The 21,093-nt window shown below is 48.2% G+C and carries 18 protein-coding genes; 11 read left to right on the top strand and 7 right to left on the bottom strand.

What is annotated here, in order from left to right; genetic code table 11:
• Positions 1–40: 40 nt before the first annotated feature.
• Complete coding sequence (locus LAY41_RS12940; protein WP_249098104.1) at positions 41–358, top strand: DUF3155 domain-containing protein; 318 nt, start codon at positions 41–43, stop codon at positions 356–358.
• Positions 359–526: 168 nt separating this feature from the next.
• On the opposite strand, the gene LAY41_RS12945 is transcribed toward LAY41_RS12940, so the two are convergent.
• A complete protein-coding gene (locus LAY41_RS12945) occupies positions 527–1,108 on the bottom strand; it encodes a cofactor assembly of complex C subunit B (protein ID WP_249098106.1) in 582 nt (193 codons plus the stop codon).
• A 93-nt stretch (positions 1,109–1,201) separates the two neighbouring features.
• Positions 1,202–1,606, bottom strand: a complete 405-nt coding sequence (locus LAY41_RS12950) for a PadR family transcriptional regulator (RefSeq protein WP_249098109.1) — start codon at positions 1,604–1,606, stop codon at positions 1,202–1,204.
• 1,068 nt (positions 1,607–2,674) lie between these two features.
• Between LAY41_RS12950 and LAY41_RS12955 the strand changes: the two genes are divergently transcribed.
• The 5 genes from LAY41_RS12955 (at position 2,675) to rpsN (ending at position 7,058) form a co-directional block, all read left to right on the top strand.
• Positions 2,675–3,250, top strand: coding sequence for a DUF3611 family protein (locus tag LAY41_RS12955; protein WP_249098111.1), 576 nt, complete (start codon positions 2,675–2,677; stop codon positions 3,248–3,250).
• An 80-nt stretch (positions 3,251–3,330) separates the two neighbouring features.
• On the top strand, positions 3,331–4,629 hold the full coding sequence (gene serS, locus LAY41_RS12960; RefSeq protein WP_249098113.1) for a serine--tRNA ligase: 1,299 nt from the start codon (positions 3,331–3,333) through the stop codon (positions 4,627–4,629).
• A 39-nt stretch (positions 4,630–4,668) separates the two neighbouring features.
• Positions 4,669–5,994 carry an RIP metalloprotease RseP gene (gene rseP / locus LAY41_RS12965; RefSeq protein ID WP_249098115.1) on the top strand — a complete coding sequence of 442 codons (1,326 nt, stop codon included), beginning with the start codon at positions 4,669–4,671 and terminating at the stop codon, positions 5,992–5,994.
• The gene (gene nth, locus LAY41_RS12970; RefSeq protein ID WP_249098117.1) at positions 5,991–6,710 is read left to right on the top strand and encodes an endonuclease III; all 720 of its coding nucleotides are present in this window, start codon (positions 5,991–5,993) and stop codon (positions 6,708–6,710) included. Before rseP ends, nth begins: the two co-directional genes overlap by 4 nt.
• A gap of 45 nt (positions 6,711–6,755) precedes the next feature.
• A complete protein-coding gene (rpsN, locus tag LAY41_RS12975; protein ID WP_249098119.1) occupies positions 6,756–7,058 on the top strand; it encodes a 30S ribosomal protein S14 in 303 nt (100 codons plus the stop codon).
• Between the two features lie 90 nt (positions 7,059–7,148).
• On the opposite strand, the gene LAY41_RS12980 is transcribed toward rpsN, so the two are convergent.
• Complete coding sequence (locus tag LAY41_RS12980) at positions 7,149–7,478, bottom strand: hypothetical protein (protein WP_249098121.1); 330 nt, start codon at positions 7,476–7,478, stop codon at positions 7,149–7,151.
• A 46-nt stretch (positions 7,479–7,524) separates the two neighbouring features.
• Between LAY41_RS12980 and aat the strand changes: the two genes are divergently transcribed.
• A complete protein-coding gene (gene aat / locus LAY41_RS12985; protein ID WP_249098124.1) occupies positions 7,525–8,103 on the top strand; it encodes a leucyl/phenylalanyl-tRNA--protein transferase in 579 nt (192 codons plus the stop codon).
• On the opposite strand, the gene LAY41_RS12990 is transcribed toward aat, so the two are convergent.
• A complete protein-coding gene (locus tag LAY41_RS12990; protein ID WP_249098126.1) occupies positions 8,100–8,924 on the bottom strand; it encodes a DUF3598 family protein in 825 nt (274 codons plus the stop codon). The genes aat and LAY41_RS12990 overlap by 4 nt on opposite strands.
• Before the next feature lie 963 nt (positions 8,925–9,887).
• On the opposite strand from LAY41_RS12990, the gene LAY41_RS12995 reads away from it, so the two are divergent.
• From LAY41_RS12995 to LAY41_RS13010, 4 genes are all read left to right on the top strand, one after another.
• Positions 9,888–13,448 (top strand): Calx-beta domain-containing protein, encoded by a 3,561-nt coding sequence (locus LAY41_RS12995; RefSeq protein WP_249098129.1) that lies wholly within the window; start codon positions 9,888–9,890, stop codon positions 13,446–13,448.
• Positions 13,449–13,521: 73 nt separating this feature from the next.
• On the top strand, positions 13,522–14,085 hold the full coding sequence (gene def / locus LAY41_RS13000) for a peptide deformylase (protein ID WP_249098132.1): 564 nt from the start codon (positions 13,522–13,524) through the stop codon (positions 14,083–14,085).
• Positions 14,086–14,101: 16 nt separating this feature from the next.
• Positions 14,102–14,302: a hypothetical protein gene (locus tag LAY41_RS13005; RefSeq protein WP_249098325.1), complete on the top strand. Its 201-nt coding sequence runs from the start codon at positions 14,102–14,104 to the stop codon at positions 14,300–14,302.
• Between the two features lie 182 nt (positions 14,303–14,484).
• Positions 14,485–15,804: a PrsW family glutamic-type intramembrane protease gene (locus LAY41_RS13010; protein ID WP_249098136.1), complete on the top strand. Its 1,320-nt coding sequence runs from the start codon at positions 14,485–14,487 to the stop codon at positions 15,802–15,804.
• Between the two features lie 47 nt (positions 15,805–15,851).
• Here the strand turns inward: LAY41_RS13010 and LAY41_RS13015 are convergent, their stop codons facing one another.
• The 3 genes from LAY41_RS13015 to LAY41_RS13025 form a co-directional block, all read right to left on the bottom strand.
• Positions 15,852–16,487 carry a hypothetical protein gene (locus LAY41_RS13015; protein WP_249098140.1) on the bottom strand — a complete coding sequence of 212 codons (636 nt, stop codon included), beginning with the start codon at positions 16,485–16,487 and terminating at the stop codon, positions 15,852–15,854.
• A gap of 341 nt (positions 16,488–16,828) precedes the next feature.
• Positions 16,829–18,448 (bottom strand): CHAT domain-containing protein, encoded by a 1,620-nt coding sequence (locus LAY41_RS13020; protein ID WP_249098141.1) that lies wholly within the window; start codon positions 18,446–18,448, stop codon positions 16,829–16,831.
• Between the two features lie 222 nt (positions 18,449–18,670).
• Complete coding sequence (locus LAY41_RS13025; protein ID WP_249098143.1) at positions 18,671–20,935, bottom strand: PP2C family protein-serine/threonine phosphatase; 2,265 nt, start codon at positions 20,933–20,935, stop codon at positions 18,671–18,673.
• Positions 20,936–21,093: the final 158 nt, after the last annotated feature.

The raw sequence follows: 21,093 nt of genomic DNA on the forward strand, positions 1-21,093 counted from the left end.
ATATCATTACAAAATAGAACTAAAAGAGGAGGTAACTAGCTTGGCTAGGAGACGTAAGCGCAAAAGTCGCCGTCGCCAAGAAGGGCGTAGGATTCTTGAGCACGTGCCTCAATATAGCATCGAAAGTGGGCTGGATAAACCAGTAACGGCGGCTCGAAAATTTATTCAAGCCGAAGGAATTGTGCCACCCGCTCTACTGCTGGTTAAGCGGAACGAGCATACTACAGATCGCTACTTCTGGGCAGAAAAGGGGCTGTTTGGGGCTCAGTACGTGGAAGAAAACCATTTCCTGTTTCCCAGCTTGAGAGAGTTAGAACACCCTAACGAAAAAGTTGCAGTCGCTGCTCAAAGTGGCTGAGACTTAAGGGGTAGGATAGGCTGGAGAGGGATTGACAATTCGCATTTTGGCAACTCCAAAGCGACCTTTGCAGCAACGAAAAAGTTGATATAGTTTAAATAAACCCCACTCGAACCAAGCAAGTTCTGAGTGGGGTTTATTGTCGCTTTTTATGTAACAGTGATTCTGCTATGTCCTTGGGACAGGCTTTGCCAAAGGAGACGCTTCTTTAACGTCATCGCCAGGTTTTAATCCCAGCGCCTGTTGCAAAGCAGCCAATTCATCCCGATGAGCAGTAACAGCGATCGCACTTTGCACCACTTGAGTTTCCTGGCTAAGCACATCTTCAAACTTGAGCGAAACCTGCTCTTGCCGTCCAGCTTTTTGCCAGTAAAATACACCAGCTAGAGGCGACAACAATTCTAGCCCCAGAAATACGATCGCCAAATTGGGAAACAAAATCGACAAAACCAGAACAAGACTCAGGATTCCCACCGCCGCCAACAAAGTTAAGAAAATTGCCATAAACCAGCTGGGGCGGACAAAACCCACGAAAGTCACCTGGTTTTGCGCCGCATCCACAGATGCGACCCGGTAGGAACGCTGCGTAAAATACTGCTGAAATTGAGCGAAAAGCGCTTCTTGTGGCTGCTCGGAAATCAGCCTAACTACTTGAGTCCTATCTTTGACAGAAGCTTTGATAAAGAAAAACAGGCCGACCGACAGCAACAACGTCAGCAGCAATGTCGAGTAAATAATTGTCGTGGTCATCCTGATTTAGGAAGGGTTTGGGGACTTGAGATTTTAGATTAGCCATGAATCCAAAATCCTTTTATCCGTATCATCCCCATACTTTACACAAGTTTACGATTTGTCGCTACCTTCGGGATCTCTTTGCCGCTGACTTGGTTCATCAGAGGCCGAACGATCGTCTTTGGTGGCATACTCCCGCCAAAGACGAGCCAAATCCTGAGATAAATCCCGCCAATCAGGACGAATGCGATACATCCTCCGGGGACGTCCGCGTCCTTCTACTTTTTTCCAGTATCCTCCGATCGCCTGTTCCTCCTCCAGAAATTTGAGTGCTAGGTACAGAACGGTATCCGAAAGCCGGTAGGCTGGGTATTCACTCTCTATAAGCTGGATTAGTTCTGTTCCATAAGATTCTCCTCGTACTAAGACAGAAAGTACGTAGCACACGGCTAGTTCTTTGCTCAGATATATGGGAGGAGGATTGTGAAAAAATTGGTAAATATCGTCAAATTTCATCTTTCTTCCTCCAAGGAGACTCCCGCCAAAACTGTACTCAGTTTGGCGCTGAGACGCGGGGTGCTACAACAGGGGGAACCCCCGCAACGCACCCGAAAAGGAAAAGGAGGGCAGGGTAAAAGTTGCATAACTATTTTTTTTGGTCGGTGAGGAAACCGTTGCGCCTCAAAAGTGGTGAAACTCCTTGGCATACCTGCTGGCATCACAGGATAGAAGCTACCGACATTGTTCTTTCTAGACCCGCCTCGGTGGGGCGTTTAAGAAAGGGGATTGCTCCCCCTCGGATTACTCCGGTAAAGTTAGCTTAGACAATGTTAGTGGTCGGTACGCTTCTCTTAGGCACTGTCTCCCAAATGACTGTTTAACCTTTGAGTTTTAGAGCTACAGACTAGCTACGCATCCGTAGGTAAGAACTTAAACACTTGCCAATAACGTAGGTATCTCTACCTGAGTCTGGTAAACTAGGGCTTTAAAAAGCCCCCGCTATAATCGGTACTTCGATCCTTCGGTGGGTTGTTTACCTGCATAACCGGCTGAACACTCTGTCCCAAAGTGATTTTAGAGGCATCTGATATCGTTTGCCAGATCCAACCGCACACTCAGTTTCCATTCTGTCCGAAAAGGAACTGCTGAATATTACGATCAATTCTAGACAGTTAATTCTGGATGTGCCTGCCAAACCTCGTGGGTGATTTTGCCTTGCTCGTCGAAGTGTACTTTATACAAAATATAAAAGACCTTAACTGGGCCCTCATCACGCAAGGCTCGTACTGTGATTTCAGCTTTAATGGTGCTTCCCCTGGGGATGAGACTTTTTCCTAAACTATATGTTTTTTCAAGCACTTGGAACTGTGTAATTTTATTTTTTTTAAAGAATTAGTGCCAAACCCGGTAGATCTCCTCACCCTGATAGACTTCATCCACAGAGCCGCTATTCCACCGCATAATGGCATTGGCACAGTACTGTGTAAAAGGCTGGACACCTGATGCCCAGAGGCCCTGCTTCACTTAAAGTTTCTTCATTGATAAAAGTTTTGCCATATCAAATCGGGTTTAATGGGAATATATATGCCAGATCAATCAGAGTCACAATCCCTTCCGTCAACACTCCGGCAAATAGCGTTCAATTTCCGTCTAACCGGCTGGATTAGCTTCTGGTCTCAGTTAGTCCTAGCTGTTGTTTCCAGCGTGGTTTTGCTGCTGTTTGCCGTCTTTAGTGGCAATAGCAGTAACAAGGCTACTAATCCCGGCACAGGGTTAGGCATTTTCTTCGCCTTGTGCGGACTTGCGGTTCTGGGCGGAAGCATTTACTGGGCCTTCCGTTACACCCGCATCGCCAGACAGCTACAATCTCTCAATGCCAACACCCGCCCTCGGAAAACAGATACAATTCAAGTCCTGCGCTTGGGATTGCTTGTGAATTTAGGCGGGATGTTATTAACTCTTTTCGGAGCCTATGCAATTGTCGGGACACTAGCGGCAAGATCGATATCCCAACCGCAAATAGGACTGACGTTAGATACCAGTCGCCTGATCAGCTCTCTGGATATGTTCGCAGTGCAGGCAAATATTAATACCATTTTCGGTCACTTTGTGGGAATTGTCGCTACACTCTGGCTGATGGATCGCGTTAACCGCACGTAGTTAGGGCCGATCCCTGACGAGATATTTCGCCGTGGCGTTGTATCCTGATGTATTACGCAGAAAAAGCTTAAGGAATATCTGTGCTAGACCTCAAACAGATACGGGAAAATCCACAACTTGTCCAAGATCGGCTCAACAGTCGCAGCGTCGGTCAGTATGACATACAGCAGATTTTAGAACTAGATCGGCAACAGCGGGAACTGGAGAAAGAGCGATCGCATCTCGAAGCCCGTCGTAACGAAATCGCCAAATCGATCCCCAAAAAAATTAAAGACGGTGGCGATCCCAACAGCCCAGAAATTCAAGCCTTGCGAGATGAGGGAAACCAAATCAAAGCGACTTTGAGCGGACTCGATCCCCAGGAAAAAGACCTCAAAGCCCAGATAGAAGCGCTACTGCTAGCATTGCCCAACTTACCTAGCGAATCCACGCCCATAGGTAAAAGTGAAGAGGACAACGTAGAAGTGCGTCGGTGGGGTGATGAATACATTCCCCAAAACCCCAATATCCTCCCTCACTGGGAAATAGGCGAAAAACTCGGCATCCTCAACTTTGAGAGAGCCGTGAAAGTTGCCCAAAGTCGCTTTGTTACTCTTATAGGAGCAGGTGCTGCCCTGGAAAGAGCGCTGATTAGCTTCATGCTCGATCGGCAAACCAAAGCTGGTTATCTAGAAGTGATCCCCCCCTTGCTAGTTAACAGCCAATCCCTCACCGCCACCAATCAGCTGCCCAAATTTGCCGAAGAAAGCTTTAAGTGCGAATCGGATGATTTGTGGTTGATTCCCACCGCCGAAGTACCCGTAACCAATCTCTACCGAGATGAAGTCCTAGAAGCATCCCAGCTACCCATCCACCACTGCGCCTATACTCCCTGTTTTCGCAGAGAAGCCGGTGCTTATGGGCGAGACACGCGGGGGCTGATCCGACTCCACCAATTTAACAAGATCGAGCTAGTTAAATTAGTTCATCCCAGCACTTCAGAGCAAGAACATCAATCCCTTGTCCGAGACGCAGAGGCGATTTTGCAAGCCTTGCAGCTGCCTTACAGAGTCATGGAACTCTGTACCGCCGATTTGGGCTTTGGTGCGGCAAAGTGCTATGACTTAGAAGTCTGGCTGCCTTCTGCTGGCAAATATCGCGAGATTTCCAGCTGTTCCAATTTTGGTGACTTCCAAGCGCGGCGGGGCAGCATTCGCTTTAAGGAAGCTGGCAAAAAAGGAACCCAGTTTGTACATACTCTCAACGGTTCTGGATTGGCTGTGGGTCGCACAATGGCGGCAATTTTGGAGAACTATCAACAACCAGACGGATCGATCGCAATACCGCAAGCCCTGCGATCGTATCTGGGGCGAGATCTGCTTACTGGTGCCGCAACCTAGAATAAAGAAATGTATAGCTAATTCAAATTAAATTTTGCCATGTCAGTTTTGGCGGCGATCGCAGTCTTGGCGGTTTTGATTTTAGTACACGAAGCTGGCCATTTTATGGCCGCTCGTCTTCAGGGCATTCACGCCAATCGTTTCTCCCTTGGTTTTGGCCCGATCCTGTGGAAATATCAGGGATCGGAAACCGAGTACGCCATCCGGGCTTTTCCCTTGGGTGGATTTGTTGGCTTTCCCGATGATGAACCCGAAAACGTTTATCCCCCCGACGATCCCAACTTGCTACGCAATCGTCCCATTCTAGATCGGGCGATCGTAATTAGCGCTGGCGTCATCGCCAATCTGATCTTTGCCTACTTAGTCCTGGTGGTGCAGCTTGGTGCAGTAGGAATACCGGAAGCGAAGCAACCGGGAATTTTGGTTCCCCAGATTGTTGCACAAGTAAGTCAAGTGAATGCCACGGCTGAAGCAGCAGGCATTAATCCAGGCGACTTAATTTGGGTTGACGGTCAAAAGTTTGAATTCTCTATCAACGAGAAAAACTCTCAGAGTGAATTACTCGCAACTACTTCGGGCCAGCCAACTAAGCTCGTTGTGACTCGCAATAACGAGCCAATCGAGTTGTCCGTGACGCCTCAAACCGGCGGCTACATGGGTATCCAGCTTTCTCCCAGTGTGGCAGCAGCAGCAGGGATAAAACCTGGGGACGTAATTTTGGCAGCGAACGGCCAAAATTTTGGTCGTTCCCTTAAAGAAGAAGCCGTTTTAAGAGAACTAATTAGAAGTAGTTCCGGCAAGTCAATTCAGTTTACTATTCAGCGTGGCGATCGAAAACTATCCCTCAGCGCCAGTCCTCAGCCTGGGCCCGATGGTGAATCCCGGATCGGCATCTCCCTTGCACCCAACGGCCCCAAGGGGAACCCAGTGGTGTACCGTCGCCCCCAAAATGTTTTCGAGATTTTTAGCCTTGCCGCTGAAGACTTCCAGCGGATTGTGATTTTGACCGCTCAAGGCTTTTGGCAGCTGATTAGCAACTTTAAAGAAACAGCTCACCAAGTGGCTGGGCCGGTCAAAATTGTCCAGATTGGTGCCAGTATTGCCCAATCTGACATCACAAAACTGTTTCAGTTTGCCGCTTTAATTAGCATCAACCTTGCCATAATCAACATCTTGCCCCTACCGGCGCTTGATGGCGGTCAACTTGCTTTTCTACTGATTGAAGGCATTCGCGGTAAGCCATTGCCAACTAAAATCCAGGACGGGGTGATGCAGACTGGGTTGATGCTATTATTAGGACTTGGAATTTTTCTGATCGTCAGAGACACCGCAAATTTGGAAGGAGTTCAAAAGTTCTTCCGGTGAGCATTACCCGTAAATGGGCTGCTAAGCAGCAACGTGCCATAGAAATTCTGATTCGCTTAAAGCGACTTTATCCAGAGGCAACCTGCACGCTCAACTACGAGACACCAGTGCAACTTCTGGTGGCAACTATTCTCTCGGCTCAATGTACGGACGATCGCGTAAATCAGGTCACACCCGCTTTGTTTGCCCAGTTTCCCGATGCCCCAGCAATGGCTGGGGCTGATATCCAAGAGTTAGAGAAATTAGTGCGTTCCACCGGCTTTTATCGCAATAAAGCCAAAAATATCCAAGGTGCCTGCCTCAAAATTGTCGAAAAATTTGGTGGCAAAGTGCCAAAGCGCATGGAAGAGTTGCTGGAATTGTCGGGAGTAGCCCGTAAAACGGCTAACGTTGTATTGGCGCACGCTTACGGGATCAATCAGGGTGTCACTGTGGACACTCATGTGAAGCGCCTCAGCTACCGTCTGGGTTTGACAGAAGAAACAGATCCCGTCCGGGTGGAGCGAGATTTAATCCGACTCTTGCCCCAGCCTGATTGGGAGAATTGGTCAATCCGCCTCATTTACCACGGTCGCGCTGTTTGTACGGCCAGGAATCCTAAGTGTGACGCTTGTGAACTTGCTGACCTCTGCCCTGCTGCCAATCTACCTCAGATCCACTCCTCCAAAGTCACTACGCTCAAATCCTCTGGAATCAAATCAGCTGCTAAAAGTTAGAATAGAAAATGCTGTCTTCATTATTTAAGGGAACAAGAAGCATTCATGGCTAAAAAGAGTATGATTGAGCGCGAGAAAAAGCGCCAAAAGCTTGTGGATAAGTACGCCGATCAGCGGGAAGACTTGCAAGAACAGTTTCAACAAGCTACTTCTCAACAGCAGAGGCTACAAATCCACCGCCAACTGCAACAACTGCCGCGTAACAGTGCCCCCACCCGTCTGCATAACCGTTGCTGGGTTACAGGTCGCCCCAGAGGCACTTACCGGGATTTTGGTCTTTCTCGCAACGTAATGCGGGAGTGGGCTCACAAAGGTCTGCTACCCGGTGTGGTGAAGTCCAGCTGGTAAGAGAAGTCAAAAGTCAAAAGTCACTCATTCAAAAGAAAGAAATAAAAATTATTGTTGTTTCTTTTGAGTGTTTACTTTTTGCTTTTGACTTTATTGGCCGCAGCAGCGATCGATCCCCAGACTGTCTAAAAGCAGGTCGCTTACGGCATTAGCGATCGCAAATTCGCTATAGAAACTTTTGGAAAAGTCAAACGCCTGCATCTCCGTCACGATCGCAATTACGAGCGAACCCAGGTCATTTTCGCCCTCTAACCGCTGTCGAAGGTAGATCTGGGCTGCGCGAGTCGCGATCGTCTGATTCACGGGTTCTGGGATAAACTCTTCATCGAGCCACCTATGCAAAGCACGCAGCAACCACTCTCCCTCTTGCTGCGGATTTTGGCTTGGTGGCAAAGTTATTGCTGGGATTGGTTCAGACATTTTAGTCATTAGTCATTAGTCAGCATTCCTTTTCATAGTTAATATTATGCAGGTTGACATTACCAATATTATCCAGGGGTATGCCCAAGGTTATTTCTTGATGGCTGATGAAGAGGGCAATGGTTTGGGATGGTATTATAGTCGCCAGAGGGCTTTGATTCCCTTAGACGATCGGTTTCGCTACCCAAAATCTTTACAGCGCGTCCTCAACCAAGAGCGTTTCACTGTTGCTATCAACCGGGATTTCCAAAGTGTTGTCAGTGGTTGTGCCGATCGCGAAACCACCTGGATATCCCCAGAACTACACGAAATTTACTTGGCTCTTTACGAGGCCGGTTGGGCCTACAGTTTCGAGACTTGGTATGGAGATGAACTCGCCGGTGGAATTTTGGGTATTGCGATCGGAGGAGCCTTTATTGGCGAATCGATGTTCTACCGGATTCCAGAAGGGTCGAAGGTAGCGATGGTGAAGTTGGTGGAAAAGTTGCGATCGGGCCATTACGTCTTTTTTGACGCCCAAATGACCAACCCCCATTTAGAGCGATTTGGATCTTACACTATTACAGACAAAGATTATCAAATTCTGCTCAAACAAGCCTTAAGCCGTCGCTGTTCTCTGAATTAATTATTAATTTTTAACTCTTTGACCAGCGTCAGCGTCACCCATTCACCTTTGTCATTATAGCTGCGAATCAACCGCTGACGGCGATCGGGCCTAAGCAACCAACCAACCTCCAGGAAAAAAGCTTGACCCACCTTAACTTTTAGCGGACAAGTACAAGAAGCACCATCGGGGAGTAGCAAAACTTGGACAAGTTGCGAACTGCGATCGAACTGGATAATAGAGCCATCAATTCTGCCAGTAGAAGAGATTATCTTATCACCAAAAGTCAGATTTTGAACTAATCTACCATCATTATCTAGATGAAGTTCTAGCTTAGTAGAATAAGTGTCTGGTGAACGCCAGTCTGGATAAATCGTCACAGCTTCTCCCCGCCATTCTCCCAGCAAATCGACCGGCGTCAGAGGTGGACGTTCTGGCGTCATTGCACCAGCAAGCTTTTCTCGAATTAATGTTAATCTCTCCAGCTGACCTGACTTGTCAAACATTTGGACAAGACGCAAACGCCTACTACCATCAATCAAACCCAATTCCGCACCAAACTCCGAAAAAGGAGCCAGCTGAATCGATCCCTGAGAAAAAGCGCCGTTATCAAAAAACAAAATGTTTCGTCCCAGAGAACTATATTCCAGAACTCGATCCTGCACTTCTTCAGAGGGTAAAAAACGGCGGATTATCTGACGAATCGTCTGATTGTTGTTCAGTCCTTCTAGGGAAACCATTGTGGGAGTATCTTCCAATAGTTCCCCTTGTGGAGAGAGACGAGTAAAAGAACCCTGCCATTCCCCCAAGTTTTCCAGCAAACATTCCCACTGCGATCTCATAAATAAGCTTCTATACTATCTTTGGCTCTTTCAGAGTTGTTATGCTTTTGTTCAAATCAATACCTTCCCCAAAAGGCAAAAACCCCACTTATATCGTATTGATTTTACTGGGTTTCACGCCCACTTTTCCAAAATTGGCGAAGGTATTGTCAAATAAATAACATTTTTATGCCTCTGCCCGTCTGCCCCTCTGCCTCTTTGTTTCCCAGATTGAGGAACTTTTAGTCTAAAAAATAGTCTAATCGATCAACAGTCTTACCTCACTTGCAGCTGGGGAAAACAGGTCAGTAGAATCATAATTTTATCCTGAAATCAAATCAAGCGCAAAATATGGCTGCCAGGACGCATCTACACGATCGACGATCGGCTCGCCTTGCAGTTTATCCAAAGTATCTAATTATACGCACATTCTCCAGATGACCGATAATCCACTCGCGTAAATAACAGTTGCAGTAGAACGTTTTCCGGAATACAGTATCTATCGAGTGAAGACTAGGGTGAATTCTGGGTACTGCCAAGATCGGCGATTTCTCGCAGTTATTAAGTAACAAAAATTACTCAATAAGGGAACAAGAAACGGGCAACCGGCAACGGCCAACAGGAGAAGAGAAGAAAAGAGACGATTTTTCCCTCTTCTGGGGCCGTTAGCCCCTATCCCTTTGCAGGCTAATTGCATTAGCCTGCAAAGGGTGCTATAGGAATATCTCGTGAATTTTCCAGAGTTTAATCACCGCTTTATGGCAAAATAAGGTCAACAATGACTATATAATCCTAGCTTTGCCGGAATGCTTTAGGAAAATGCCATAAACGTAGCAATTAGGTTTTCAGTTGAAGGAGTAACACTATACACTTCAGCCTAAAATTGACTACCAGTAGACGTATTGGCGTAAATATATGGAAATAATCAGTTTGCATAGACCGAAATCGTTAGATTATATGGACTGGGTAGTGAGGAGTTAAAAAATGGCGAATATCACCGGAACAATTGGGAATGATTTTCTTCCTGGCACAGCAGAAGCAGATTCCATCCTCGGTTTCGCAGGCAATGACACCCTGCTGGGTCGAGGGGGAGAGGACACTATAAACGGCAACGAAGGCAACGATAGTCTTCAGGGCGACGAGCAAAATGACTACCTGCGGGGTGGCAAAGACAACGACTTTCTGTCCGGCAACGACGCCAACGATACCCTTTTTGGCGATCTCGGCAACGACACCCTGTTAGGCAACGACCGGAGAGACCTTCTGTTTGGCGGCGATGGTAATGACGTTCTCAACGGTAACGAGGGCAACGATACCCTTTTTGGCGAAGAAGGCCAGGACTACCTGCGGGGCGGCATGGAGAACGACCTGCTTTACGGCGACTTGGGCAACGACACTCTCTACGGTGACTTCGGCAACGACACCATTCTGGGCGACGAAAACGATGACGAAATTAATGGTAACGAAGGAGAGGACGTCCTCAACGGCAACGAGGGCAACGATACAGTCCGGGGCGGCATAGACAACGATACAGTCCGGGGCGGCATGGACAATGACGAATTGTATGGCGACCTGGGCAACGACACGGTTTTTGGCGACCAAGGTAACGATTCGGTGTTTGGCGGCGACGAGACAGACCTGTTGTTTGGCAACGAAGGTAATGATGCCCTCAACGGCAACATGGGCAATGATACGGCCTTTGGCGGACAAGGAAACGATACCATTCGCGGTGGAATGAATAATGACTCCCTGTTAGGCGATGAGGGCAATGACACCCTGTACGGCGACCTGGGGGACGACTCTCTCTTTGGGGGTTTAGATAACGATTTACTTTACGGCGACCAGGGTCAAGAATCTAATTTGGGCGCGAATGGTAACGACGTATTGCTGGGTAACCAAGGCAATGACAGCATTTTCGGCTCAAGTGGTAATGACCAGCTCTTCGGGAACGAAAACGACGACATTCTCAACGGCAACGATGGCCAGGATACAGTTTTCGGGGGGATGGGGGATGACTTGTTGCGGGGAGGCAAGGGAAATGACTCCCTGTTTGGCGATCGCGGACGCGATACAATATTCGGCGATATCGGTGCCGATACCCTCACCGGCGATAGCGGTGGCGAAATTAATACCGATGTCTTCGTTGTCGGTCGGGGAACGGGTGGCCCGGCCCGATCGGATGCCGACATTGTTACCGACTTTCAAGTTTGTATAGATTTAATTTCATTAACAGGTGGTGTTAGTTACGCCGATTTAAATATCGCACAAGGCACCGGGGCTGATGTTGCTAACACTATCATTACGGACAAGACGACAGGCGAGTTTTTGGCCGTCTTGCAGAATACTAACAGCGACTCAATAGACGGTGCCGCTTTCATCCCCAGGGGTCCAGAAAGAGTCAGTATCGCCGTCACAAACCCGACCACGATCGAGTCTACACCAGCCACAGCACCAGGTCTATTTACGGTTTCCGTACCGTGCGATGTCGATGAAGACCTCAAGGTAAACTACACCGTTTCCGGAATCGCTATTAACGGTACCGATTACCAAACTCTAAGCGGTAGCGTCACGATCGCAGCTGGTGCAAAAAGCGCCAATATTCCCGTCACAGCTATTGCGGATACACTCGTTGAACCTAATGAAACGGTAATAGCGACTCTGACTTCCGGTACAGGTTACGACATCGCTGCCGCCAAGAATACTGGCACCGTCACCATTTTAGATTCCACCACTGCCACCACAGTCAATCTTTTTGCTAGCGACCCTCTGGCATCAGAAGTCGGCCCAGATAACGGTCAATTTACGTTTTTTCGCACGGGAGATACTTCCCAGGCACTAACGGTTAATTACACCCTGTCGCCTCTGAGTACCGCCACTAACGTCACGGACTACACTGCTAATCCCGTCCTTACAACTAGCACCATTACTATTCCAGCCGGTTCGGCTACAGCTACCATCAACATTACTCCCAAGACCGACAGTGTAATTGAGGGCAATGAAACTATAGACCTGTTCTTGGGTAGCGGTACTGGATACACTACTGGCCCTGCTAACGCTGCTACGGTGATAATTCAAGATCCTCCCATAGTATCAAGACCAACTGTCGGTGTTACCGCGCCTGACTCGACCACTACGGAAGGTGGTAGTACTCCCGGTACATTTCAGTTCTCGCGTACTGGCGGCGATATTACCCAGCCAGTTACGATTACATACACTATCAGCGGTACGGCCACACCCAGCGGTACGGGCACTCCAAGCGTTGTTGACTACTCAGGATTGAGCGGTACTGTCGGTACTGTCACCATCCCCGCCGGTAGCAGCGTTTCTTCTTTGATTAACATCACTGCAACTGGTGACGGAACTAATGAACCGACTGAAACGGTGACCGTAACTATATCTAATAATTCTGCCTATTTTGTCGGTTCGCAGAGTTCAGCAACGCTGGGCATTCTAGACAACATAAATACTGCTTTGACTCCCATGCTTCCTGTTGGCGTTCAGGCAGTCCGGCGTTATAACTCCGGTGGAGCCTTCCAGAGCAGTCACGCCGATATCACCACTGCGGTGGCTGCCGCTACAGATAACGACATCATCGTTGCCACAGCTGGAAACTATACCGAATCCGTGACGATCAACAGACCGTTGACGATTCGCGGCCCAAATGCAGGTCTTAGCCCCTCTTCTGGTTCGGGAGTTACCCCAGCTATTGTCACAGGTACACCTACTGCCCCGGTTTTCACCATCAATTCTGGTCTCAGTGGCGTCACAATTGAAGGTTTAACGATTGAAGGCAAAGCCATCGCCCAAAATCTCATCCAATACACAAGCTCTACCGGCAATCCGAATATCGTCATTCGTCAAAATCAGTTTATTGGTACTGGCCCCAATGGCGGGGGAGTTATTCGCGTGGACTTCGAGGGTGCGGCAAGTTCATCGGCAACTATTACAGATAACTTAATCCGCGACATTGTAAGTGGCACTGTCACCAGCGCGATCCAGGCATTTCGGATTAATACAATTTCGATCGCAGATAACACGATCTCCAATCTAACTGGCCCCGGCATAGCTGCTGATTCAATTACCAATGCTAGTAGCGTTATCAATAACAACAGTGTCAGCAATGTACGACAGCAAGGGATTCAGCTAGCTGGTGGTAGCGCGACGATCGCTAACAACGATATCACTAACGTCAATTCAAATAACGGTCCAGACGACGGTGGTATCCGACTGCGGAATTCTGGTTTCGGTGGCAACCTGGTAAGTGCCAACGTCTTCGGTAATACGATCACCAACTCGTTCAACGGTGTCTCGATCCGTAACGGTGCAGCCATCACCGGCACAGTCACAATCAATAACAACAACCTGATCGGCAACTTAAATGCCGGTTTATACCACGGTGGGACTGGCGCAATTGATGCCAAAAATAACTGGTGGGACGATCCCACAGGGCCGAGCTATGGAACCATAGGCCGAAACGCTATTAATGGCACTGGTGGTACCATAGCCAACGTCACGGCCAACCCATTTGCTACCGAGCCCTTCTAACAACAAGACAAGCAGGATAAGATAAAAGAAAATAGCCCTATTCGATCTTGTCCTGCTCACAAGTTAAGCTTCCATGACATCTGAGGTTTTAGTCGAAAAGAAAAAGTTGGAAAAACCGCCCTTGGAGATTCATACCTTGGGCGATCGCGTTTTGCGCCAACCGGCAAAGCGGATCGCCAAGATAGACTCCGAAATCCGGGATCTCGTGCGGGAAATGCTGCAAACCATGTACAGCGCCGATGGGGTCGGTTTGGCTGCACCTCAGGTGGCTGTTCTAAAACAATTGATTGTGATAGACTGCGAACCAGATAACCCAGCTAATCCACCAGTGGTTTTAATTAACCCAACAATCAAGCGTTTCACCCGCGACTTGTGTGTAGTTCAAGAAGGTTGTCTGAGCATTCCCAAGGTTTACCTTGATGTCAAGCGACCAGAGGGTATTGAAGTAGCTTACAAAGACGAATACGGTCGCCCTCAAACCCTGATGGCTACTGGGTTGCTATCTCGCGCTATTCAGCACGAAATGGATCATCTCACTGGAGTGCTGTTCGTAGACCGCGTGGAAAACCGTTTAGCTCTAACACAAGAGCTAAATAAATACGGATTTTCTCCCCAGGCCGTCAAACCAGTCCCATAAATAGAAAAAGGCAGTGATTACAGTAACTCCAAAAAGCGCCCTTTTTTTGGGCGCTTCCTGTGTAGCAGCGATCGCAGCAGTTGGTTCAATTTTTGAGCTGTCTTCTGGAAAACCAGAACTTGGCAGCTTAATTACAGGTATCATTTTAGCGATCGCTCTGCCACTAGGTGCATTTTTCTTCTATGCAGCCGTTAAAGACGCTCAAGCGAATCAATAGCAATCAAATTTAGATTTCAGATTTAAAATGCCTTTTTAGCTTGTAGGGGCTTTCGCATTCGGGCAGAAAATATATCGCTCTCTCCCTAGATTTTCACTCCCGAATGCTTCGCCCCTACGATGACTGAATGGGTGTTCTAGTGCCCAAAATTCCCAATCCAAAATCCTTTCATCCAAAATCGAATGACTGGTGACCTTTCTGAGGGATTTCTCCGGCAGTTGCCAAGTATTGGTGCAGCTGGAGCAGAACGTCGCTACTCGCTTGACACTACTGACGAGATTGCGATCGGGCGAGATTTAAACTGTCAGGTTGTTCTCGACTCCAACCTATACGGAATGGTTTCCCGGCGTCATACAGTAATAAGTCATATAACCGAATTTGCAGGTGCCCCGCCCAGCTGGCTGGTTTGCGATTTGAACAGTGCTAATGGCACTTATGTCAATGGGCAAAAATTGGATGGATGTCGGATCTGTCGAGAGGGCGATCGCATCATGTTGGGACAGAACGGCCCAGAATTCATCATTGAAGTAAACAAACCCCCCCAAGCAGCGACCCAGGCACCAGCAAAATCACCAGGGCCTACTTTGGGCCCCACTCTAAAGCATCCTCAGTCAGACTCTGTTAGTTTTACCCAGCTATTTCCGATTTTTTCAACCGGACGGGATCTAACTCAGAAAGCTTACTTGATTCCTGGCATCATCACAGTTGGATTCGTGGTGTTGATGTTTGCTACTGTAGGTGAGGCGAGAGTATTTAACCTGCTGCTGGCTTCTTACCTAGCTGCGGCGGCTTATTACTTTATATATCAACTTTGTGGAAAGCATAAGCCGTGGTGGATGCTACTAGCTTGTTCCTTGGCTACCATCCTAATTTTGCTCAGTCCCCTGCTACAAGTATTTATCATTATTTTTCGGAAAATTCTGCCAGGAAATCTCACAACAGATGTAGAGGCTTTAAGTTTTCCTATCTTACTCATCCGAATGTTTTTTGCAGCCGGGTTGATGGAGGAGTTGCTCAAAGCATTACCCGTCCTGGGGGCTTGTTGGCTGGGAGGGCGCTTACCATCCCCCTGGCGCGAACGAGTGGGCGTACTAGAACCACTGGATGGCATTTTACTGGGAACGGCTTCTGCGGTTGGATTTACCCTGTTGGAAACTTTAGGGCAATATGTGCCTCAAATTATCCAGGATGCGACTTTACAAGTAGGGGAAGGAGTAGCTGAGTTGGTAGGATTGCAGCTGCTAATTCCTCGAATTTTGGGTTCGGTGGCAGGACACATGGCCTATAGCGGCTATCTAGGCTATTTTATTGGGCTGAGTGTCCTCAAGCCCAGTCGCCGTTGGCAAATCATCAGCATTGGCTACCTCAGCGCGGCAGCACTCCATGCTTTGTGGAACGCAACTGGTATTATCAGTCCCTTGGTATTGGCATTAGTAGGCGTTTTGTCTTATGCCTTTTTGACAGCAGCAATTTTAAAAGCTAGGGCTCTTTCGCCGACGTGAAGCGCTAACGCCTTTGCTTTCCTAACGGAAAACGGAAGGAACTGAGTTTACCCTTCGTCCGTTGTTTCCAATTTAGCAAAGGCGTAGCGTGCGATCGCCAAACTCAACCTTGCTTGTTCCATCTTCGATAAGTCACAAAAAGGAACCGATCTCACCGTTAATAGCAACGAGTCGATCGCTTCCGATTCCGCTCCCCGCATGGTGTAGGCTAAAGGACGAGCCATCACCAGCAAGTCTTCTTCCCCCCAGCCTAAAGCCAGCTGCTGCACGCATTGTACCAAACGCTCTGCCAAACATAAATTAGTTGACATCAACTCTAGTGCAGTTTTAGCTAGAGCCTCTAGAGATACCTGCGGTATGCGACCCTCAAATTTTTGGCACAAAGCAGCCAATAGAGAGGTATCTGAGGCTCTAGTTTGCACATAAATTTCTGGAACATTTTCTAACCAAACTTGGTCAAGCTGTGCAAATAGGTTTTGCGTCCGCGCCTGTATATCTGCCTCCTGCCAATCATCTAACGAGAAAGCCTGTTCTTGCTGGGCAAAATAAGCTTCCGATTCTGCATGGGCGGTATTCCAGCAATAAGTCCTTTCATCTTGCAGAAGTGCCTGCACTAGATCCTGTTCCGCTTGGGCAAATAGATCGCGAGAATATTCCGAATCCTTAGTTTCACTGGCCATCATTCAACTCCTGAGTCTACTTTTTAACCAACGCTGTCCGCAGAGTGACTACACTGAGCTGACAACGAGTTCCGCAACCTTTGATCTAAAAACCTCCGGGAGTGGCGAAGCAGGGGAAGACGGGAAGACGGGAAGACGGGAATTGCTAAAGCTTTCAAATTTTAGATTTTAGATTTAAAATTTGAAATCAATCAAATCTAAAATCTCAAACCTAAAATTATACCAAATCCGCAACGATTACCCCCTTTATGTCTCTAGGCTGTAGAGACGTTTCATGAAACGTCTCTACAATGTTTAGGCCAAAAATTCTCATGGGATAACCAACCCGGATTTGGTATTACTCCTTAAGGATCGATAATAAACTCCCAAATCTGCCCTTGGGAGCTACCAAACTTTAGCTGTATTCCGGTTTCCAAGAGAGCTTCTTGGTGATGAACTTTTCGCCAACCTGAAGCTCCCAAAATAAGAGTGCCGAAACGAGAAAAATCGCGCAGGAAGTATGTCGGCCCAGCTATACTATCTAAAGGATCGCCGCGACAAATAATTTCTGCGTGTCGTTGAGAAACCCACTTTTCGGAGATTATCAAGTCGTTTTCTTGCTGGCGGCGTCCCACTCGCATCAGTCCGCCACGAATCGGCCAGATCTTCGTTGTCGATTCTAAGGGACGCAGGAAAGCAGCTCGTTCGCGTCCTATCCAAGTGAGGGAATTTTCTGGTAGCTCAGTTATACTTTCTGCCAAAGGCTGAAGCAATTGGCCGTCAAATTCTGGATGTAAATAGAGAACTGGTAAAGTCCAGGCCGGTTGATTGAACTTATATAGCGTCAGCAATTGCTGCCTAGCCACAGCCACAGCCCGATCGATCGGCATCCGCTCCGCTAAAGCGCGGGAAAAAGCCTTGATAAAGCTAATCGCTTCCTCATCAGCAATAGCATCGCGCATTGCCAAAACAGCTGGTACGCCGTGATGAAGCAGCACTTCTGCCAAACTGCTGCGTGCGATCGCTCGATCGTTGTGCCGAGCCGATTGGGCTCCCCAGCAAGCGTTAAAAACCGCTAGCGTCACGTGAGTGCGAGTCAGTACCTGCGCCAATTCAGTACCGTTCATAGTCACATCAGGCCCCAAAAACAGCAAGCCGCCGTCTGGTGCCGGTACACCGTGACCGGCATAAAACAGGATGTTGTAAGAGTTACTTTCCAGGCATGAAGTCAGTTCGGCGATAGTTGGCATAACCAGCGTATCTACAAGGCAGGGTACGAGGGTGGCAGTACCGTTAGGACTGACATTGCCGCTATTTTCAAGAATTTTAGCTAGGGCAACAGCCTCCTGTTCTAGTTTTAAAGTGCCATTTTTTGAGGTTTGCGTTGGGGCATTTTGTTGTCCTAAAACCAGCAGTATGTTTAGGCTTTGCTCTGGCTTAAGCGGTGGTAGAGGAGCGATATCGCTGGTAGTACGACTAAAGAGCAATTGCTGAGAGAGAGAAACTGCCTGTTTCCCAGCTTGGGGTTGCATAATTTCCCAAGGCAGAGTGATTAAGTCTGGGTCGCGAATCTCCAGGCGCAGCCGCAGAGGTTGATTTTGGCCAATAGCGATTCCTTGACTGTGATCGAGACTGCTTTGAATCGGCCCTTCAAATAGCCACTGCCAGAGTTGAATTCCCAACTGTTGCATCAGACGACCACCATAGCTGGTTGTCGAACCTAAGGTCGAAGATACAACTAAAGTCGTTGGCAAATTAGCTAGTTGGACTGCTGGCACATGAGGGGCGCAAGACAAGCTTCGCGGGGAAAACATCTCCTGCCAAGCAAGCCAGGTCTGCGTTAAGGTTTCTGGCCAAATGCAGTCGTGGTGGAGATATCCACCGGGATAGGGGGCTTTTAAAACCCAGATGGCAAAGTGTTCTGCCTCAGCAGCTACCAGGCGAGCTACGCTTAAGTTAAGGCAAGGACTCTCAGATGGCGACATTCAGAACCCTTAAACTAAACCTGACTGGAGCAATTTTTTTAACCAGTTTTTTCTCAGTGTAACGGGAAATTGTATACAACTCTCATGACACGAGTGCTATTACTAGCTCAGGCTTTGAGTAGTAACGCTTGCAGAACATGGAAGAGGGTAACCTTTTGCCCGTTAAGAGTTCCCCCTGTCCTGTGCCAATTTGAAATCTAAAATCTAAAATTTGAAATTATTTTAATTTGGGGCAACGGGGGGGGTGGAAGTGGTTCCCGGAGTACATTTTGGCAGCCCAGCAGACTCTTGGATGGAATTTTGCTTAATGTATGGTTCAAGATCTGCTAGCCGAATCCATCCTTCTTGGGTCGGTTTAACTAGATTATAGGTTTGCCGAACCCGATCGGAGCTGATAGCACCGGGAATTGAGCATAATTTAAGTTTTAGCCATCTGTCTTGATCTTTACGGAGGAAAGATTTGATTTCCAAAACGCTATTTTCTGGAACTATTCCTAGAGCAGTTTGTTTTTGAGCTGCTTCGTACAGCAAAAGGGGAACTTTTGGAATGGCCGAGTTTTTTGGCGATGAACTTCTAACCAGGATAAGTGACCCCGGACTTAAGGATGGGATAGCGTCGGAACTCTTAAGGGGACTTGCCAAGGATGGACTGTGTGGCTTTGGTTCGGGACTTTGAGCGGGATTCAAGATGGGGCGATCGGCCCATTTACCCAAAGCAAAATAGGCCAATGCCCCTGCCAAGCCCAACAGCAGAGCGATTCCTCCCAAGAGCGGTAACAAGCTTGGTTTCTGAAGTCGGGTCGGAAGCAGCCGCGTTTTGAGTGGGTGGGGAGTTTCACTCTGAGAGCTAACTGTTGAGCCAGTCCAAAGCAATTCTGCTACAGAAGAAGTTTCTGAAGTTATGCTAGTTGACTCGCCGCCGGTTACCCGGCAGTAAACTAGAGCGACAGTGACATTATCGTGACCGTTTTGGCTGTTGCCAATTTCGATCAGGTTTGCTGCTGCTGTGGGCAGGTCTAGCTTTCCGTCTAAAACTGGCAGAATTTCAGTATCCCAGTATTGCTCTACGCGATCGTTATCGCTTAAACCATCGGAGCAGAGGAGAAAAATACAGTCTTCATCGATGACGAAGCGTTGGACTGTGGGATGCAGGCTTTTTGAGGAACTCATCCCCAATGCCTGAACCAAAGACCCAGATCCGAGTTGTTGTAGGGCTTCCCGGTATAGAGCGTAGCCCAGCCGCACTTCGCGACTGGCGACATCATCGTCTAAGGTAACTTGATGGCAACCCGTGCGGGTAATCCAGTAGACCCGACTATCCCCAATATGAGCAATGTAGATCTCGTGGGCTCTCGCTGCGGCCATTACTAGCGTTGTGCCCATGCGTTGCCTGTCGTATCGCCCTTCTATATCATTTAGCTCGCTGATGCGATCGTTGGCTTCACAGACTGTATGTTCTAATTCTGCTAGAGCATCAAGGTTGCTGCTATCGGGCGCAAGCGAGTGGTTCTGCCAGCCTTGCGCTTGAGCTACCACTGTTTCTATTGCTAAGTTAGAAGCTACATTACCGCCCTCGTGTCCCCCAATGCCGTCGCAGACAACCGCTAGAGCTTGCCCACCAGGAGGGATTTGGTAAAAGCTGTTACTTGATGGGTAGCAGGCATCCTCGTTGCGTACTCTGGTGGGGCCTGTGTCTGTGGAGGTGGCGATTTGATAGGTGCCAGATTGCGATCGTCCTATTGTAAACAGCGCTCGATCCAATTGAGCTACCAATTCTTCAGGAAATACCTCCCCTTGGATCGTTTGCTGACATAATTGTTCGAGAAAACCTGCGATCGCAGGTTTTGCCTCCTTTACCCATTGCAACCACACCTGACCCAAATCGCTTAGGCTCGCTTCTTCTCGATCCTGCCGCAATTCCAACAACCGCACTAGAGGCCCTTCTACCCGCAGCAGATCGTCTGACAGCAAGCTAGCCGCCACACCCGCGCTGCTAAAAGGTTGCCACAGTTGGGCAATTTGCCACAACCAATTTAGCTGGCGCATACCGTTTGCGTTTTTCCAAGCCGCCCCTAATTCTGGCATCAAATTAGGCAATGAGCTTTTCTTATCGCCTAAGATGGGAGCTTGCTCTAGCAACAAGACTGCTTCCTTTTGATTTTTCTTATGCGGCGGTAAGAGTCCGTAAACTTGGGGAACGTGCAGCCGATAGGGAAAAAGCCGCAAATAAGGTGCGATCGCATCCGTTATATCTTGCGGAAATGACGGTATAAAGCCCGGTTTGGTATCCAGCAGAATTCTGTCCCGTTTGACTGCGTAGCGCTGGGCTAAAAGTTGACCGGGTTTATAGCCTTCTTTTCCAAAACCCACAGCCCACAAATAGCGTTTTGGCACAGGGGTACCACATTGCTGGCAAAACCTGTTAGTCTCTGGATTGGGAGCCTGACAGTTTGGATTTGGGCAAGTAATTTTAGCAGCGTCTGCCATGAAGATTCTTTCACTCCAAGCCTTCAGGATTTGGCGGGCGATATGCAGCGCCGAGCATTAAAGCTGAGTTGTACTCAAATCGTCAAATCGTTTGACGAGCGGCTCGGTGAGGGCCAGACTCTCAACCAGTTTTTAACCCTATCATAAAGCCGATCGTC

The organism is Argonema galeatum A003/A1 (genome assembly GCF_023333595.1).
GTDB classification, from domain to species: Bacteria; Cyanobacteriota; Cyanobacteriia; order Cyanobacteriales; family Aerosakkonemataceae; genus Argonema; species Argonema galeatum.

Coding starts and splice junctions, on each gene's coding strand:
- LAY41_RS12945 (WP_249098106.1), bottom strand. CDS start 1,108: ATGACCACGACAATTATTTACTCGACATTGCTGCTGACGTTGTTGCTG.
- LAY41_RS12950 (WP_249098109.1), bottom strand. CDS start 1,606: ATGAAATTTGACGATATTTACCAATTTTTTCACAATCCTCCTCCCATA.
- LAY41_RS12955 (WP_249098111.1), top strand. CDS start 2,675: ATGCCAGATCAATCAGAGTCACAATCCCTTCCGTCAACACTCCGGCAA.
- rseP (WP_249098115.1), top strand. CDS start 4,669: ATGTCAGTTTTGGCGGCGATCGCAGTCTTGGCGGTTTTGATTTTAGTA.
- rpsN (WP_249098119.1), top strand. CDS start 6,756: ATGGCTAAAAAGAGTATGATTGAGCGCGAGAAAAAGCGCCAAAAGCTT.
- LAY41_RS12980 (WP_249098121.1), bottom strand. CDS start 7,478: ATGTCTGAACCAATCCCAGCAATAACTTTGCCACCAAGCCAAAATCCG.
- aat (WP_249098124.1), top strand. CDS start 7,525: ATGCAGGTTGACATTACCAATATTATCCAGGGGTATGCCCAAGGTTAT.
- LAY41_RS12990 (WP_249098126.1), bottom strand. CDS start 8,924: ATGAGATCGCAGTGGGAATGTTTGCTGGAAAACTTGGGGGAATGGCAG.
- LAY41_RS12995 (WP_249098129.1), top strand. CDS start 9,888: ATGGCGAATATCACCGGAACAATTGGGAATGATTTTCTTCCTGGCACA.
- def (WP_249098132.1), top strand. CDS start 13,522: ATGACATCTGAGGTTTTAGTCGAAAAGAAAAAGTTGGAAAAACCGCCC.
- LAY41_RS13010 (WP_249098136.1), top strand. CDS start 14,485: ATGACTGGTGACCTTTCTGAGGGATTTCTCCGGCAGTTGCCAAGTATT.
- LAY41_RS13015 (WP_249098140.1), bottom strand. CDS start 16,487: ATGATGGCCAGTGAAACTAAGGATTCGGAATATTCTCGCGATCTATTT.
- LAY41_RS13020 (WP_249098141.1), bottom strand. CDS start 18,448: ATGTCGCCATCTGAGAGTCCTTGCCTTAACTTAAGCGTAGCTCGCCTG.
- LAY41_RS13025 (WP_249098143.1), bottom strand. CDS start 20,935: ATGGCAGACGCTGCTAAAATTACTTGCCCAAATCCAAACTGTCAGGCT.